This is a genomic window from Mycobacterium mantenii, assembly GCF_001667865.1.
Classification (GTDB): domain Bacteria; phylum Actinomycetota; class Actinomycetes; order Mycobacteriales; family Mycobacteriaceae; genus Mycobacterium; species Mycobacterium mantenii_A.
Genome location: NZ_LZJP01000013.1, coordinates 202,223 through 218,568 on the forward strand (window position 1 = coordinate 202,223; position 16,346 = coordinate 218,568).

Sequence of the window (16,346 nt, forward strand, 5' to 3'; positions counted from 1 at the left end):
ACTTTAGTCTGACGACGATGCGCGCCGCTTGTCGGCTGTTGACCGATACGCTGATTGACGTGGCCGTGCTGGACAAGGAACCCGATAAAGAGGTGCGGGCGCCGCGCGCCCGGATGACCGGCACCGAGCGCCGGCAACAGCTCGTCGGCATCGCGCGCACGCTGTTCGCCGAGCGCGGGTACGAGGGCACCTCGATCGAGGAGATCGCGCTGCGCGCCAACGTGTCCAAGCCGGTCGTCTACGAGCATTTCGGCGGCAAGGAAGGTCTGTACGCCGTGGTCGTCGACCGGGAGATGTCGGCGCTGCTGGACGGCATCACCTCGTCGCTGACCAACAACCGGTCCCGGGTGCGCGTCGAGCGGGTCGCCCTGGCGCTGCTCACCTACGTCGAAGAGCGCACCGACGGCTTCCGGATCATGATCCGCGACTCGCCGGCCGCGATCAGCTCGGGCACCTACTCCAGCCTGCTCAACGACGCCGTCAACCAGGTGAGCTCGATCCTGGCCGGCGACTTCTCCCGTCGCGGCCTGGATCCCGGGCTGGCGCCGCTGTACGCCCAGGCGCTCGTCGGCTCGGTGTCGATGACCGCGCAGTGGTGGCTCGACACCCGGGAGCCCAAGAAAGAAGTGGTGGCCGCGCACCTGGTCAACCTGATGTGGAACGGGCTGACCCACCTGGAAGCCGACCCGCGGCTGCAGGACGAATAGCCGGTCGGCTTCCCCATGCTTCGCGAGCGTAAGCCCACTGCGATTTTCGGCGTGATTTGTCGCAGTGCGCTTACGCTCGGCGAGCGGGAAGGGTGCCCCCAGGGCGGCCCGACTTAGCCGCAGTCGCGGGCCAGCAGGTCGGCAACGGTCTCCCGGCGCACCAGTTCGCGCGCCCGCCCGTCCCTGACCGCCACCAGCGCGGGGCGGCCGACCATGTTGTAGTTCGACGCCATGCTGTGGTGGTAGGCGCCGGTGCAGGCCACGGCCAGCAGATCGCCGGGGTGCAGGTCCGCCGGAAGCTCGACGTCGCGGGCGATCTCGTCGCCCGCCTCGCAATGCCGGCCGACGACTGTGACCCGCTGCTTGAGCCCCAGCGAATGCCGGTTGGCCAGCGCGGCCGTGTACTGCGCGCCGTACAGCGACACCCGCGGGTTGTCGCTCATCCCGCCGTCGACCGCGACGAAGGTCCGTCCACCGGGCTGGGTCTTGATCGAACGCACCCGGTACAGCGTCACGCCGGCCCGGCCGCTGATGGCCCGACCCGGTTCCACCACGAGCTGTGGGCGAGGGAAATGCTCTGCGGCGCAGGCCTCGTCGAGAGCGTTCTCGATGACGTCGGCCAGCTGCTCGACATTCAACTCGCGATCACCGGGGACATAGGGGATGGCGTGCCCGCCGCCGATGTTCAATTCGGTGAGGATGACGCCGTGCCGGGCCCGGATATCGGCCATCGCGGCGATCATCCGGTGGATGGCCTCGCCGTACAGGGCGGGGTCGGTGACCTGTGAGCCGATGTGACAGTGCAGTCCGACGAGATCGAGGATGGGGTGCGACAGCAACCGCTGGGCAGCGACGTCGGCCCGGTCGCCGTGGAGCGTGAACCCGAATTTCTGGTCGGTGACGCCGGTGGTGACGGCGCGGTGCCCGTGGATGTCGATGTCGGGGGTGACCCGGATGAGCACGGGTTGGCGCCGTTGCGCGAGGCCGGCGAGGTAGGCGATCTCCATGCCGGAATCCAGCACGATGCGCCCCACGCCGACGCGCACCGCTTCGCGCAGTTCGTCGGGTGATTTCGCGTTGCCGTGCATGACGATGCGTGCGGGGTCGACGCCGCCGGCGAGGGCGACGGCCAGCTCGCCGCTGGAGCAGACGTCGATGCCGAGGCCCTCTTCGCGGGCCCAGCGGGCCACCGCGGTGCTCAGCAGCGACTTCCCGGCGTAGACGATCTCGGCGTCGCGCAGTGTTTTGCGGTAGCGGCGGGCGCGATGCCGGAAGTCGGTTTCGTCGATGACGTAGGCCGGGGTTCCAAACTCGTCGGCGATATCGGCCAGTGGTACACCGCCGACGCAGAGCCTTCCCTCCTCGTCGGGGTGGGTGGTCAGGGGCCAGATCGCGGGATCGAATCGCGGGGGGGCCGCGTGACCGAGCGACGGCAGGATGTCCAGCAATGTCATGAATCCAACGTGCGCCCGCGGGTATTCAGCTGGGGCTCTTCTTACGATCCCTTGACGGCAGCGAGCTCGATTTTGACGCGGTTCGGCGTGTCCGGCGGCGCCCCTAGAATGGAATTCATCATGACCGCACCGGGGGCTGCTCGCCCAGAAACCCCGATCGCGGGGCTCGTTGAATTGGCGCTCACCGCGCCGACCTTCCAGCAGCTGATCGACAGCGCGGCCGCGTCGCCGGCCGAATTACACCTGGTGGGTCCAGCCAGCGCACGACTGTTCGTCGCCAGTGCGCTGGCGCGGTTGGGGCCTCTACTGGTAGTCACCGCGACCGGGCGCGAAGCCGACGACCTGACCGCTGAACTGCGCGGCGTCTTCGGCGATGCCGTCGCGGTCTTTCCATCCTGGGAAACGCTGCCGCACGAGCGACTTTCGCCCGGCGTCGACACCGTCGGCGCCCGGTTGACGGTGCTGCGCAGACTGGCCCATCCCGACGACGCACGGTTGGGACCACCGCTTCAGGTGGTGGTGACCGCAGTGCGCTCGCTGCTGCAGCCGATGACGCCGCGGCTGGGGCTGGTGGAGCCGGTCACGTTGAGTGTGGGCGCGGAAATCGAATTCGAGGGCGTGATCAGCCGGCTCGCCGAGCTGGCCTACACCCGGGTCGACATGGTGGGCCGGCGCGGCGAATTCGCCGTGCGCGGCGGTATTCTCGACGTCTTCCCGCCGACCGCCGAGCACCCGGTGCGCATCGAGTTCTGGGGCGACGAGGTCAGCGAGATGCGGATGTTCTCGGTCGCCGATCAGCGCTCGATCCCGGAGATCGAGGTCGACACCCTGATCGCGGTGGCCTGCCGTGAACTGCTGCTGACCGATGACGTGCGCGAGCGCGCCGCCGAGCTGGCCGCCCGGCACCGCACCACCGAGCCCGCCATCACCGGCAGCGTCACCGACATGCTGGCCAAGATCGGCGAGGGCATCGCGGTCGACGGCATGGAGGCGCTGCTGCCGGTGTTGCGGCCCGGCGAACATGTGCTGCTGACCGATCAATTGGCGTCGCGCACACCGGTCTTGCTCTGCGACCCGGAGAAGGTCCGCACCCGGGCCGCCGATCTGATCAAGACCGGCAGCGAATTCCTCGAGGCGTCGTGGTCGGTCGCCGCGCTGGGTACCGACGCCCCGGTCGATGTGGCGCAGTTCGGCGGGTCGGGGTTCGCCGAACTCGACGACGTGCGGGCCGCCGCGGCCCGCGCCGGGCATCCGTGGTGGACGCTGAGCCAGCTTTCCGACGAGTCGGCCATGGAGCTCGATATCCGGGCGGCGCCGTCGGCTCGCGGGCATCAGCACGACATCGACGGCATCTTCGCGATGCTGCGCGCGCACGTCAGCACCGGCGGCTACGCCGTCGTCGTCGCGCCCGGCACCGGCACGGCGCACCGCGTGGTGGAACGACTGGCCGAATGCGACACCCCCGCCGCCATGCTCGAATCGGGCGCGGCACCCAAGGCCGGCGTGGTCGGCGTGCTCAAGGGGCCGCTGCACGACGGCGTCATCATTCCCGGCGCCACGTTGGTGGTGATCACCGAGACCGATCTGACCGGCAGCCGGGTGACGGCGGTCGAGGGCAAGCGCCTGGCGGCCAAGCGGCGCAACACCGTCGATCCGTTGGCGCTCACCGCCGGGGATCTGGTGGTGCACGATCAGCACGGCATCGGCCGGTTCGTGGAGATGGTCGAGCGCACCGTCGGGGGCGCGCGCCGCGAGTACCTGGTGCTCGAGTACGCCTCCAGCAAGAACCGTGGTGGTGCGGCCAAAAACACCGACAAGCTGTACGTGCCGATGGATTCGCTGGACCAGCTGTCGCGCTACGTCGGCGGGCAGGCGCCCGCGCTGAGCAAGCTGGGCGGCAGCGACTGGACCAACACCAAGACCAAGGCGCGCCGCGCGGTCCGCGAAATCGCGGGCGAGCTGGTGTCGCTGTACGCCAAGCGGCAGGCCAGCCCCGGGCACGCGTTCGGGCCGGACACCCCCTGGCAGGCCGAGATGGAGGACGCGTTCGGCTACACCGAGACGGTCGACCAGCTCACCGCGATCACCGAGGTCAAGGGGGACATGGAAAAGGCGATCCCGATGGACCGGGTGATCTGCGGCGACGTGGGCTACGGCAAGACCGAGATCGCGGTGCGGGCGGCGTTCAAGGCGGTCCAGGACGGCAAGCAGGTCGCCGTGCTGGTGCCCACCACGCTGCTGGCCGACCAGCATCTGCAGACCTTCACCGACCGGATGGCCGGGTTCCCGGTGACGGTCAAAGGTCTGTCCCGGTTCACCGACCCGGCGGAGTCCAAGGCCGTGATCGAGGGCCTGGCCGACGGATCGGTGGACGTGGTGATCGGCACGCACCGGCTGCTGCAGACCGGGGTGCGCTGGAAGGACCTCGGCCTGGTGGTGGTGGACGAGGAGCAGCGGTTCGGCGTCGAGCACAAGGAGCACATCAAGTCGCTGCGCACCCACGTCGACGTGCTGACCATGAGCGCCACCCCCATTCCGCGGACGCTGGAGATGAGCCTGGCCGGCATCCGGGAGATGTCGACGATCCTGACGCCGCCCGAGGAGCGGTATCCGGTGCTGACCTACGTCGGCCCGCACGATGACAAGCAGGTCGCGGCGGCCCTGCGGCGCGAGTTGCTGCGCGACGGGCAGGTCTTCTACGTGCACAACCGGGTCAGCTCGATCGACCGGACCGCGGCCCGGATCCGCGAGCTGGTGCCGGAGGCGCGGGTCGTCGTCGCTCACGGGCAGATGCCCGAGGAACGGCTGGAACGCACGGTGCAGGGGTTCTGGAACCGCGAATACGACATCCTGGTGTGCACCACGATCGTGGAGACCGGGCTGGACATCTCCAACGCCAACACCCTGATCGTCGAGCGCGCCGACACCTTCGGCCTGTCGCAGCTGCACCAGCTGCGCGGCCGGGTCGGCCGCAGCCGTGAGCGCGGCTACGCCTACTTCCTCTATCCGCCGCACGCGCCGCTGACCGAGACGGCCTACGACCGGCTGGCCACCATCGCGCAGAACAACGAGCTGGGCGCGGGCATGGCCGTCGCGATGAAGGACCTCGAGATCCGCGGCGCCGGCAACGTGTTGGGTGTCGAGCAGTCCGGGCACGTCGCCGGGGTCGGTTTCGACCTGTACGTCCGGTTGGTGGGCGAGGCGGTGGAGGCCTATCGGGCGGCCGCCGACGGCCAGACCGTGACGACGGCCGAGGAGCCCAAGGACGTGCGGATCGACCTGCCGGTCGACGCGCACCTGCCGCCGGACTACATCGCCAGCGATCGGCTTCGCCTGGAGGGCTATCGGCGGCTGGCCGCCGCGGCCTCCGACGGTGAGATCGACGCGGTCGTGGAGGAACTCATCGACCGGTACGGGGCGCTGCCCGAACCGGCCCTGCGGCTGGTGGCGGTGGCACGGCTGCGGCTGCTGTGCCGCACCGCCGGCATCACCGAGGTGTCCGCGGCGTCGGCGTCGACCGTGCGGCTGTCGCCGATGACGCTGCCGGATTCGGCGCAGGTGCGGCTCAAGCGGATGTACCCGGCCGCGAGCTACCGGGCCACGACGTCCACGGTGCAGGTCCCCATCCCGCGGGCCGGTGGGGTGGGCGCGCCGCGCCTGCGCGACGTCGAGCTGGTGCAGATGGTGGCCAACCTGGTGACGGCACTGCAGGGCAGACCGCAGGCGGACATTGGTATAACGGGTTCACCTGCAGCGACGACGGGGGAGGAGCGACGCGCATGATCGTCGTCTTGTTCGACCCGCGCCGTCCCTCGCTGGTGCCCATCGAAGCCATCGAGCACCTGGCCGGCGAGGTGCAATACACCGAAGAGATGCCCGTCGCGGTGCCCTGGTCGCTGTCCGCGGCGCGCCCGGTGCACTCCGGTGATGACGCCCCGGTGCTGCTGTCCTCGGACCGTGACCACCCCGCCGTCACCGCTCGGCTGGCGGCCGGGGCGCGGCTGATCTCGGCGCCCGAGACGCCGCGCGGCGAACGACTGGTCGACGCCGTGGCGATGATGGACAAACTGCGCACCGCCGGGCCGTGGGAAAGCGAGCAGACCCACGACTCGCTGCGCAGGTTCTTGCTGGAGGAGACATACGAACTGCTGGACGCGGTCGGCCGCGGCAACGCCGAGGAGTTGCGCGAAGAGCTCGGCGACGTGCTGCTGCAGGTCCTTTTTCACGCCCGCATCGCCGAGGACGCCGCGCAGCTCCCCTTCACCATCGACGACGTCGCCGTCACCCTGATGCGCAAACTGGGCAACCGGGTGCCGGGAGTCCTTGCCGGGCAACCTATTTCGCTCGAAGAGCAGTTGGCGCAGTGGGATGAGCGGAAGGCGGCCGAGAAGCCGCGGAAATCGGTGATGGACGACGTGCACACGGGGCAGCCCGCATTGGCGCTGGCCCAGAAGGTCATTGCGCGCGCCGGTAAAGCCGGGGTGCCCGCCGACCTGATCCCCGACGAGATCACCTCGGTCTCGGTGTCGGCCGATGTCGACGCCGAAAGTGCGTTGCGTACCGCCGTTCTGGAATTTGTCGGGACGGTCCACGCGGCCGAGCGGGCGATCGCGGCCGCGCGCCGCGGCACCGGCGTCCCCGTGGAGTTCGACGTGGCCCCGCTCGGCGAGATCACCGAAGACGAATGGCGCGAGCACTGGCCGGCCGGCGCACCGGCGGTCGACGATCGGGCGCAGGATCCGGCGTCGGATACCGACGGCGAGGCCGACCCGGCTGCCGACGCGGCGGAAGAGGAATCCGCCGCCGACGCCGTCACCGACGACGCCTGACGCGCCGGCAACGCCCGTACGGGGGCACCGCCGCGCGGAGATTTCCCGCTTTGGGCCCCGGATGAGAGCGATCACCGCGATGTTTGCCGAATTTGTCGTCGGCCGCTCGGTAATATCGCCGATGAGGTTGCGAATCCCCGTGGCCGGCGTTGGTCTGGCCGCGCTAGCCAAAGCGACCAGCAGCTAACCACGGATTAGCTGAAACCGGCGATACGCCGGTGCGCCACGGCCCGAGGCAACCGGGTAGTGCCCGAACACATGGGACGATGGTGTGGCGGAAGTTGGTGCAGGCGAGTTTAGGGGAGCTCAGGAACGCATGGTGTCGCCGAGGCGTTGGATGCGCGCGGCTGCCGTGATCGGCGCGACCGCGATCGTTCTGGCCTCCAGTTGCACGTGGCAGCTCAGCCTGTTCATTCCCGACGGCGTCCCGCCGCCGGCCGGCGATCCGGTGCCGGCGGTGGACACCCATGCCAGCGGCCGGCCGGCGGATCAGTTGCGGGACTGGGCCCAACAACGCTCGGCGGGGCTGGAGATCCCGGTGATCGCGCTCGAGGCGTACGCCTATGCTGCGCGGGTCGCCGAAGTCGAGAACCCGAAATGCCATATCGCGTGGACCACCCTGGCGGGCATCGGGCAGGTCGAGAGCCACCACGGCACCTATCGCGGCGCGCGGTTGTCGCCCAACGGCGATGTGAGCCCCCCGATTCGGGGTGTCCGCCTCGACGGCAGCGGCGGCACCCTGCGCATCGTCGACGCCGAGGAAAGCGTCACCGACGGAGACGGTGTGACACGCGCCATGGGCCCGATGCAGTTCATCCCGGAGACGTGGCGACTCTATGGTGTCGACGCCCACAACGACGGCCGCGTCAGCCCGGACAACATCGACGACGCCGCGCTCGCGGCGGCCGGGTATCTGTGTTGGCGCGGAAAGGATCTCGCAACGCCGCGGGGCTGGATCACCGCGCTGCGGGCCTATAACAACTCCGGTGTGTACGCCCGGGCGGTCCGCGATTGGGCGACCGCTTACGCGAAAGGCCACCCGCTGTAGGAGGATGTATCGCTGACCGGCGAAAGCACGCACCGGCGACGACGCAAGGAGAACTCAGTGCCGATTATCGAGCAGGTCGGGGCCCGCGAGATCCTCGATTCCCGCGGTAACCCGACAGTCGAGGTCGAAATAGCCCTGATCGACGGGACGTTTGCCCGCGCGGCGGTGCCGTCCGGCGCGTCGACGGGTGAGCACGAGGCCGTCGAACTGCGCGACGGCGGCGAGCGGTACGGCGGCAAGGGCGTGCAGAAAGCGGTGCAGGCCGTGCTGGACGAGATCGGTCCGGCGGTGATCGGCCTGAACGCGGACGATCAGCGGCTGGTGGACCAGGCGCTGCTGGATCTGGACGGCACCCCCGACAAGTCGAGGCTGGGCGGCAACGCGATCCTGGGCGTGTCGCTGGCCGTGGCCAAGGCCGCGGCCGATTCGGCCGAGCTGCCGCTGTTCCGCTACCTCGGCGGCCCGAACGCGCACATCCTGCCGGTGCCGATGATGAACATCCTCAACGGCGGCGCGCACGCCGACACCGCGGTGGACATCCAGGAGTTCATGGTGGCGCCGATCGGTGCGCCCAGTTTCGCCGAGGCGTTGCGCTGGGGCGCCGAGGTGTATCACGCGCTGAAGTCGGTGCTGAAGAAGGAGGGGTTGAGCACGGGCCTGGGCGACGAGGGCGGATTCGCCCCCGACGTGGCGGGCACCACCGCGGCCCTGGATCTGATCAGCCGGGCCATCGAGTCGGTCGGTTTCAAACTCGGCGCCGACGTGGCGCTGGCTCTCGACGCGGCGGCCACCGAGTTCTACACCGACGGGACCGGTTACAAGTTCGAGGGTGCCACCCGCACCGCGGAGCAGATGGCGGAATTCTATGCCGGGCTGCTCGGCTCGTACCCGTTGGTGTCCATCGAAGACCCGCTGTCGGAAGACGATTGGGACGGCTGGGTGACTTTGACCGCGTCGATCGGTGACCGGGTGCAACTGGTCGGCGACGACATCTTCGTCACCAATCCCGAACGCCTGGAAGAGGGCATCGAAAAGGGCGTGGCAAACGCGTTGCTGGTCAAGGTGAATCAGATCGGCACGCTGACCGAGACGCTGGACGCCGTCGCGCTCGCCCACCACAGCGGCTATCGCACGATGATGAGCCACCGCAGCGGGGAGACCGAGGACACCACGATCGCCGACCTGGCCGTGGCCGTCGGCAGCGGTCAGATCAAGACCGGTGCGCCGGCCCGCAGCGAGCGCGTCGCCAAGTACAACCAGCTGCTGCGGATCGAGGAGGCGCTCGGTGACGCCGCCCGCTACGCCGGTGACCTGGCCTTCCCGCGGTACGCCGTGGAGGCGAAATAGTTTGACGTTCAACGGCTGACATGGCTGACGCGAAACGGCCCGACTCGAAACGGCGCTCCCCGGCATCGCGCCCGGGGAAGGCCGGCGATTCGGCTCGGGGCCGCCGCACGGCCAAGCCGTCCTCCAAGCCGTCGTCGCGAACGTCGCCCACCGCCAACCAGGCCGGCCGCAACACCGCGCGGGCGCAGCAAGAGCATGTCGTCGAGCCCATCGTGCGCCAGGCCGCCGAATCGATCGAGCAGCGCTCCGAGCAACGGCTGGGTTTCACCGCGCGCCGGGCGGCCGTGCTGGCCGCAGTGATCTGCGTGCTGACGCTGACCATCGCCGGACCGGTGCGCACCTATTTTGCGCAACGCACCGAGATGAATCAGCTGGCCGCCACCGAAGCGACCCTGCGCCGTCAGGTCGCGGATCTGGAGCAGCGGAAGGCCAAACTCGGTGACCCGGCCTACATTGCGGCGCAGGCCCGTGAGCGGCTCGGCTTCGTCAAGCCCGGTGACATCCCCTTCCAGGTTCAGCTTCCGCCGTCGGCGGCCGAGCCCACCCAGCCCGGATCCCCGTCGGCGAAACCGGCCAACAGTGACCCGTGGTACACGTCGCTGTGGCATACCATCGCCGACGCACCGCACCTGCCGCCGGCCAATTCGCCTGCGCCCCAACCCCCGTCCCCTCCGGCCGAACCGGTACCGCTCGCACCGAATCCCCCGGGTCCCGGTGGCTGATCGTGGCGACCTGGAAGCGGTGGCGCGCCAGCTGGGCCGCGAGCCGCGCGGGGTACTCGAAATCGCCTACCGTTGTCCCAATGGTGAACCAGGCGTGGTGAAGACCGCGCCGAAACTGCCTGACGGCACGCCGTTTCCGACGCTGTACTATCTGACCCATCCGGCGCTGACGGCCGCCGCCAGCAGGCTGGAGACCACGGGGTTGATGCGTGAGATGACCGAGCGGCTCGGCCGGGACGCCGAATTGGCCGCCGCGTATCGGCGCGCCCACGAGTCGTATCTGGCCGAACGGGACGCCATCGAATCGCTGGGGACCACGTTCTCCGGCGGCGGGATGCCCGACCGGGTCAAGTGCCTGCACGTGCTGATCGCCCACTCGCTGGCCAAGGGCCCCGGCGTGAATCCGTTCGGCGACGAGGCGCTGGCGATCCTGGCCGGCGAGCCCGCGATGGCCGGGATATTGGTGGCCGGCCAGTGGTGAACGGCAGGCTCGCGGGAATCGACTGCGGCACCAACTCAATTCGGTTGCTGATCGCCGACTTCGACGGTGGGAAACTGCGCGATGTGCATCGGGAGACGCGGATCGTGCGGCTGGGTCAGGGCGTGGACGCCACCGGAGAGTTCGCCGCGGACGCGATAGCTCGTACCCGCGCGGCACTCACCGATTACGCGGCCTTGATCAAAGAGCATGGTGCGCAGCGGGTGCGGATGGTGGCGACATCGGCGGCCCGCGACGTCGCCAACCGTGACGACTTCTTTGCGATGACGGCCGACGTGTTGGGTGCGGTGCTGCCCGGCGCGATGGCGGAGGTGATCACCGGCGCCGAGGAGGCCGAGCTCTCGTTCCGTGGGGCAGTCGGCGAGTTGGACAGCGCGGCAGGCCCTTTCGTCGTCGTCGACCTGGGCGGCGGCTCCACCGAGATCGTAACCGGCGGCGGTGACGCCGAAGAGGGAGTAACGGCCAGCTACTCGGCCGACATCGGCTGCGTGCGGCTGACCGAACGCTGCCTGCATTCCGACCCGCCGACGCCCGAGGAAGTGGCGGCGGCGCGCCAGGTGGTGCGCGAACGGCTGGAGGTCGCACTGGGTGTGGTGCCCGTCGAGGGGGCCAAGACCTGGGTCGGACTGGCCGGGACGATGACGACGCTGTCCGCTCTGGCCCATGACTTGACGACGTATGACTCTGCGGCCATTCATCTTTCGCGCGTTCCCGGCGATGATCTGTTGTCGGTGTGCGAACGGCTGATCGGCATGACGCGGGCCGAGCGCGCGGCGCTGCCGCCGATGCACGAGGGCCGGGCCGACGTGATCGGCGGGGGCGCGATCGTGGTCGAGGAGTTGGCCCGCGAGTTGCGTGCCCGTGCGGGCATCGACGAGCTGACGGTCAGTGAGCACGACATCCTGGACGGCATCGTGTTGTCCATCGCCGACTAGGTCACATACGCCACACTGGTCTCTGCGGAAGTGTGCACACCTTTTGCCCGCCTTTGAGCGACAACGCGGTCGGTGTCGTACCGGTGTGCGACCGTCCGGAGATGACCCTACGCGGAATTGAGTTGCGTTACGTGCTCGCGATGCAGCTGGCGGTGCATGGGCCGGCGACCATCGCCGAATTGATCGATGCGTTGAAGTGGCACAGCTTTGGGGTGCGCGGCAGACCGTCGAAGGCGATCTCCGATGCGCTGCGGTGGGAGATCGAGCGCGGCAGGGTGCGACGGCTCGGGCGGGGCCGCTACGGGCCGGGGTACATGCCGCGCGGCACCGAGCATCGAATCCACCAACGTGTGCTGGCGTTGCGGGAGGCGGCCAAATTGTCGCTATGAGGCGGGCAAAAGCATGGTCCCCGGCCGGAGGGGCGCATGTTGCAGATGGGGCGCGGCCACCGGTGTTGCAGATGGGGCGCGGCCGGCGGTGTTGCAGATGGGGCGCGGCCGGCGGTGTCGCAGATGGGTGCGCCCTCGGATTGCGAGGCTCATGCCTCGAAGCGGTACCCCATGCCCGACTCGGTCAACAGGTGCTTGGGGTGCGACGGGTCATCCTCGAGTTTTCGGCGCAGCTGCGCGAGATACACACGCAGGTAATGCGTTTCGGTGGCATAGGCCGGGCCCCATACCTCTTTGAGGAGCTCCTCGCGGCCGACCAGTTTGCCGCGATTGCGGACCAGGACCTCGAGCATCCCCCACTCGGTCGGGGTGAGGTGGACTTCGCTGCCGTTCTTGGTGACCTTCTTGGCGGCCAGGTCGACGGTGAACGATTCGGTCTCGATCACCGGCTGCTCGAGTTCGGAGGCCGCGGTGTTGCGGCGCACCGCCGCGCGCAGTCGCGCCAGGAACTCGTCCATCCCAAAGGGTTTGGTCACATAGTCGTCGGCGCCGGCGTCCAGGGCCTCCACCTTGTCCGACGAATCGGTGCGGGCCGACAAGACGATCACCGGCGCGGTGAGCCAGCCCCGCAGGCCGGCCAGCACGTCGATGCCGGAGATGTCGGGCAGGCCGAGGTCGAGGACGACCACGTCGGGTTTGTGTTCGGCGGCCGCCCGCAGCGCGCCGGCACCGCTGGACGCGGTGACCACCTCATAGCCCCGCACGGTCAGGTTGATGCGCAATGCGCGCAGGATCTGCGGTTCGTCGTCGATCACCAGAACCCTGGTCATTTGCGCCGCTCTCCCCCGCAAGCGGGAGGTGCCCCCACCGCATCGCTGCGCTCTGCATTGTCGCCGGCGCGGGTCATTGGGCGCCCATCGGTTGCGGCGCAGCCATATCCACGATCACGGTCAGTCCGCCTCCCGGGGTGTCGGTGGCCGTAATTGTCCCGCCCATCGCCTCGACGAAGCCGCGCGCCACCGACATCCCCAGGCCGACGCCGGTGGTGGTGTCGTGATCGCCGAGCCGCTGAAACGCCTCGAATATCTGCTCCTCGGCCCCGTGCGGGATTCCGGGGCCCTCGTCGATGACGTTGATCAGCACGCGATCACCCACCTGCCCGGCGTTGACCCGCACCACGCAGTTGGGCGCGTAGCGCAGCGCGTTGTCGATCAGGTTGGCCAGCACCCGTTCCAGCAGTCCGGCGTCGGCCATCACCATGGCGTCGGCCACGTCGACCTTGACCCGGTCGATGGCGGAGCGGAAGAAACCGGTGGCACCCTTGCCGATGCTGACCAGAGCGCGCTGCACGGCCTCCTCCAGATACACCCGGCGCAGATCCGGGTGGATCACCCCGGCGGCCAATCGCGATGAGTCGAGCAGGTTTCCGACCAGCGCGGTCAGCTGGTCGATCGATTCCTCGATGGTGGCCAGCAATTCCGCGGTGTCGGCGGGGGAGAAGGCGACGTCTTCGGCGCGCAGGCTGGAGACCGCGACCTTGGCAGCCGCCAGGGGGGTGCGCAGGTCGTGGCTGACCGCTGACAGCAGGGAACGCCGCAGTTCGTCGGCGCGCACGATCGCCTCGGCGCGGCTGGCCTCCTCGGCGAGCTCGCGCTGTCGGATCAACCCCGCGGCCTGCCTGGCCACCGCGCCGAGTACGCGCCGGTCACGCGCGGAAAGATTCCTGCCCGCCAGCAGCATCCAGAACTCGTCGTCGCCGACTTCGATCGCGGTGTCGGCGGAATCCACAGTGACGCAGGGATCGCGGCCCACGCAGGCGACGACGTCGCTCTTCTTGCCGCCGGCGCGCGCCTCCTCGCCGGGCTCACGCAGCATGGTGACCGCCCGCTGCGCGTAGGTCTCGCGTACCCGCTCGAGCAGCGTCTCGAGATCGGCACCGCGCAGCACCGAACCCGCGAACAGGGTCAGCAGCTCGGCCTCCTGCGAGGCCCGGCGGGCTTCCCGGGTGCGTTTGGCCGCGAAGTCGACCAGCACCGCGACCGCGACCGCGATGAGCAGCAGCACCAATTCGGTGATGGCGCTGTTGGGTTCGGCGATGGTGAAACTGTGCCGCGGGGCGATCAGGAAGTAGTTCAGCAGCAACCCGGACAGCACCGCCGAAAGTGCCGCGGGCGCAATACCTCCCAGCAGCCCGACCAACAGCACGCCGATGAAGAACAAGGCGCTCTCGCCGCCGGTATCGAGGTACGGGTCCAGCGCCGTCACGGTGATCGCGCAGATGACCGACGGCACGACGAGGGCCGCCAGCCACGACGCCACCCGGCGCTCGCGGGGCGCGAGCGAGGACGCACGGAAGCCGCGTTTGGATTCCTCGTGGGTGACCAGGTGCACGTCGATTTTTCCGGACAGCTCGACGATCCGCGGGCCGATCCCCTCCTCGAAGAGCCGCGCCCAGCGCGACCGCCGCGAGGTGCCGATCACCAACTGGGTGGCGTTCATCTCGCGGGCGAACTCGAGTAGGGCCGTGGGCACCTCGTCACCGACCACGGTGTGCATCGACGCGTCCAGGCTGTTGGCCAATTCGCGGATCTTGGCCATCCGCGACTCCGAGAGGCCGGCCAGCCCGTCACCGCGGATGACATGCACCACCATGAGTTCTGCGGTCGACTTCGATGCGATCCGGGATGCCCGTCGCACCAGGGTCTCGGACTCGGGACCACCGGTGACGGCCACGACGACCCGCTCGCGGGCCTCCCACATGTCGGTGATCTTGTTCTCTGCACGGTATTTGGCCAGCGCGGTGTCGACCTGGTCGGCAAGCCAGAGCAGCGCCAATTCCCGTAGCGCGGTGAGATTTCCGCGGCGGAAGTAGTTGGACAGCGCGGCATCGATGCGGTCGGGAGCGTAGACATTGCCATGAGATAACCTGCGGCGCAGCGCCTCTGGCGTGATATCGATGAGTTCGACCTGGGACGCCTGCCGCACGATCGAGTCCGGTACGGTCTCCTTCTGTTCGATGCCGGTGATCTGCGCGACGACGTCGTTGAGGCTTTCCAGATGCTGCACGTTGACGGTGGAGATCACGGTGATCCCGGCGTCGAGCAGTTCCTCGACGTCTTGCCACCGCTTGGGGTTTTTGCTGCCCGGCGTATTGGTGTGCGCGAGTTCGTCGACCAGCACGACTTGGGGGCGGCGCGCCAGAACGGCCGGCACGTCGAGTTCGGGGAAGGTGCCGCCGCGATAGTCGATCTGGCGCGGCGGAATGACCTCGATGCCCTCAAGTAGTTCACGGGTTTTCGCCCGACCGTGGGTCTCCACCACGCCCGCCACCAGATCGGTCCCGCGTTCCAGCCGCCGATGTGCTTCGCCCAGCATCGAGTACGTCTTGCCCACGCCCGGAGCGGCACCGAGGTAGATGCGTAGCTCCCCGCGCTTGGGATGGTGGTCGCGGAGGCCGACGTCGCTCACGTCAACCATCATCCCCCTTCCGCGCTAGCTCGTGACCGGATACCGGTGGTCGAGTTGCAGATTTAGTTGCAGCACATTGACGCACGGTTCACCGAAAAACCCGAGGCCGCGGCCGCTCTTGTGCTGCGCGACCACCTCGCGTACCTGCTCGGGGCTGACGTGGCGCACTTTGGCCACCCGCGCCACCTGGAGTTCGGCATAGGCGGGCGAGATGTTCGGGTCCAGGCCGCTGCCGCCGGCGGTCACCGCGTCGGCCGGCACCGCCGGGTCGGCCGGTGCGGCGCCGCGGACGGGCACCATCTGCCCGATCGTGTAGTCCTCGCCGTATTTGGCGCATTCGACGCGCACGTTCTCGTAGAGGGTGAGGAACGGCGTGCTGGTCGACCCGCACGGCTCGTTGACGCTGACCACCCGGGTGGGATGGACGACGTTACCGCGGGTGTCGCGGGGTCCGATCACCGATAGCACCGCGCCCACACCGCCGCCCGTGCAGAACGGCCGGGACCCGTCGACGCCCTCCAGCTTGCCCACCGCGGCGCTACGTAAGCACACCGTCGTCAACAGGCTCGGCTTGAAGCCCGCGTCCGACGCGGACTTTCCGGCCGCCAGTTGGGACGGATCGGCGGGGATGTCCACGATGCTTTCCGGCCCGAGGTTGCTGCCGCCCGAGGAGGTCGGGTCATAGCCGTTGCCGGCCGCCGAGGGGCGGCTCTGGAAGTACTGCGGCAATGCGTTGCCGTCCTTGTCGGTGAATGACTGCCCGATCAGACTGCTGCCCAACGTCTTTCCGTTGGCGGTCAGAATCGACCCTTCGGCCTGGTCGCGCAATCCGGGGAACTGCGCAACCAGCCATATGAACAGGGGATAGGCCAGACCGGTGATCACGGTCAGCACCAGCAGCGTGCGCAATGCCGCCCAATGCAGGCGAGCGAAATTTGAGAACGTCAT

General features: G+C 68.9%; 13 protein-coding genes and 1 pseudogene. 9 read left to right on the forward strand and 5 right to left on the reverse strand.

From position 1 onward, the window contains the following. The first annotated feature begins 113 nt into the window (after positions 1–113). Positions 114–707 (forward strand): TetR/AcrR family transcriptional regulator, encoded by a 594-nt coding sequence (locus A5688_RS02935; RefSeq protein ID WP_007776775.1) that lies wholly within the window; start codon positions 114–116, stop codon positions 705–707. Positions 708–820: 113 nt separating this feature from the next. On the opposite strand, the gene lysA is transcribed toward A5688_RS02935, so the two are convergent. Beyond that, positions 821–2,161 (reverse strand): diaminopimelate decarboxylase, encoded by a 1,341-nt coding sequence (gene lysA, locus A5688_RS02940; RefSeq protein WP_068268045.1) that lies wholly within the window; start codon positions 2,159–2,161, stop codon positions 821–823. Positions 2,162–2,281: 120 nt separating this feature from the next. Here lysA and mfd point away from each other — a divergent pair, with 120 nt between their 5' ends. The 8 genes from mfd (at position 2,282) to A5688_RS02980 (ending at position 11,930) form a co-directional block, all read left to right on the forward strand. Beyond that, positions 2,282–5,944 carry a transcription-repair coupling factor gene (gene mfd / locus A5688_RS02945; RefSeq protein WP_165607445.1) on the forward strand — a complete coding sequence of 1,221 codons (3,663 nt, stop codon included), beginning with the start codon at positions 2,282–2,284 and terminating at the stop codon, positions 5,942–5,944. Then, positions 5,941–6,990 carry a nucleoside triphosphate pyrophosphohydrolase gene (locus A5688_RS02950; RefSeq protein WP_067912400.1) on the forward strand — a complete coding sequence of 350 codons (1,050 nt, stop codon included), beginning with the start codon at positions 5,941–5,943 and terminating at the stop codon, positions 6,988–6,990. The genes mfd and A5688_RS02950 overlap by 4 nt, the downstream gene beginning before the upstream one ends. A 319-nt stretch (positions 6,991–7,309) precedes the next feature. Beyond that, positions 7,310–8,038 (forward strand): lytic transglycosylase domain-containing protein, encoded by a 729-nt coding sequence (locus A5688_RS02955; RefSeq protein WP_120312145.1) that lies wholly within the window; start codon positions 7,310–7,312, stop codon positions 8,036–8,038. 57 nt (positions 8,039–8,095) lie between these two features. Then, positions 8,096–9,385: a phosphopyruvate hydratase gene (gene eno, locus A5688_RS02960; RefSeq protein ID WP_067834136.1), complete on the forward strand. Its 1,290-nt coding sequence runs from the start codon at positions 8,096–8,098 to the stop codon at positions 9,383–9,385. 20 nt (positions 9,386–9,405) lie between these two features. Then, entirely contained in the window at positions 9,406–10,107 is a 702-nt protein-coding gene (locus tag A5688_RS02965) for an FtsB family cell division protein (RefSeq protein WP_067912403.1), read from the forward strand. Further along, positions 10,100–10,588: a DUF501 domain-containing protein gene (locus A5688_RS02970; RefSeq protein WP_067834134.1), complete on the forward strand. Its 489-nt coding sequence runs from the start codon at positions 10,100–10,102 to the stop codon at positions 10,586–10,588. The genes A5688_RS02965 and A5688_RS02970 overlap by 8 nt, the downstream gene beginning before the upstream one ends. Beyond that, positions 10,582–11,541, forward strand: coding sequence for a Ppx/GppA phosphatase family protein (locus A5688_RS02975; RefSeq protein WP_067834132.1), 960 nt, complete (start codon positions 10,582–10,584; stop codon positions 11,539–11,541). The genes A5688_RS02970 and A5688_RS02975 overlap by 7 nt, the downstream gene beginning before the upstream one ends. A 101-nt stretch (positions 11,542–11,642) precedes the next feature. Beyond that, positions 11,643–11,930 (forward strand): hypothetical protein, encoded by a 288-nt coding sequence (locus tag A5688_RS02980; protein WP_067834268.1) that lies wholly within the window; start codon positions 11,643–11,645, stop codon positions 11,928–11,930. 149 nt (positions 11,931–12,079) lie between these two features. Here the strand turns inward: A5688_RS02980 and A5688_RS02985 are convergent, their stop codons facing one another. The 4 genes and pseudogenes from A5688_RS02985 to A5688_RS02995 form a co-directional block, all read right to left on the reverse strand. Continuing rightward, on the reverse strand, positions 12,080–12,760 hold the full coding sequence (locus tag A5688_RS02985; protein WP_067834130.1) for a response regulator: 681 nt from the start codon (positions 12,758–12,760) through the stop codon (positions 12,080–12,082). Continuing rightward, a pseudogene (locus tag A5688_RS28490) lies at positions 12,708–12,818 on the reverse strand (ferredoxin); the annotation flags it as partial. The gene A5688_RS02985 and the pseudogene A5688_RS28490, both read right to left, overlap by 53 nt. A 15-nt stretch (positions 12,819–12,833) precedes the next feature. After that, on the reverse strand, positions 12,834–15,410 hold the full coding sequence (locus A5688_RS02990; protein WP_067834128.1) for a sensor histidine kinase: 2,577 nt from the start codon (positions 15,408–15,410) through the stop codon (positions 12,834–12,836). A gap of 12 nt (positions 15,411–15,422) precedes the next feature. Beyond that, entirely contained in the window at positions 15,423–16,346 is a 924-nt protein-coding gene (locus tag A5688_RS02995; protein ID WP_067913976.1) for a potassium-transporting ATPase subunit C, read from the reverse strand.

Excerpts from the sequence above, each read along its gene's own strand:
- A5688_RS02990 (WP_067834128.1), bottom strand. The coding sequence starts at position 15,410 with ATGATGGTTGACGTGAGCGACGTCGGCCTCCGCGACCACCATCCCAAG.
- mfd (WP_165607445.1), top strand. The coding sequence starts at position 2,282 with ATGACCGCACCGGGGGCTGCTCGCCCAGAAACCCCGATCGCGGGGCTC.
- A5688_RS02965 (WP_067912403.1), top strand. The coding sequence starts at position 9,406 with ATGGCTGACGCGAAACGGCCCGACTCGAAACGGCGCTCCCCGGCATCG.
- lysA (WP_068268045.1), bottom strand. The coding sequence starts at position 2,161 with ATGACATTGCTGGACATCCTGCCGTCGCTCGGTCACGCGGCCCCCCCG.
- A5688_RS02985 (WP_067834130.1), bottom strand. The coding sequence starts at position 12,760 with ATGACCAGGGTTCTGGTGATCGACGACGAACCGCAGATCCTGCGCGCA.
- A5688_RS02995 (WP_067913976.1), bottom strand. The coding sequence starts at position 16,346 with ATGACGTTCTCAAATTTCGCTCGCCTGCATTGGGCGGCATTGCGCACG.
- A5688_RS02950 (WP_067912400.1), top strand. The coding sequence starts at position 5,941 with ATGATCGTCGTCTTGTTCGACCCGCGCCGTCCCTCGCTGGTGCCCATC.
- A5688_RS02935 (WP_007776775.1), top strand. The coding sequence starts at position 114 with ATGACCGGCACCGAGCGCCGGCAACAGCTCGTCGGCATCGCGCGCACG.
- A5688_RS02980 (WP_067834268.1), top strand. The coding sequence starts at position 11,643 with ATGACCCTACGCGGAATTGAGTTGCGTTACGTGCTCGCGATGCAGCTG.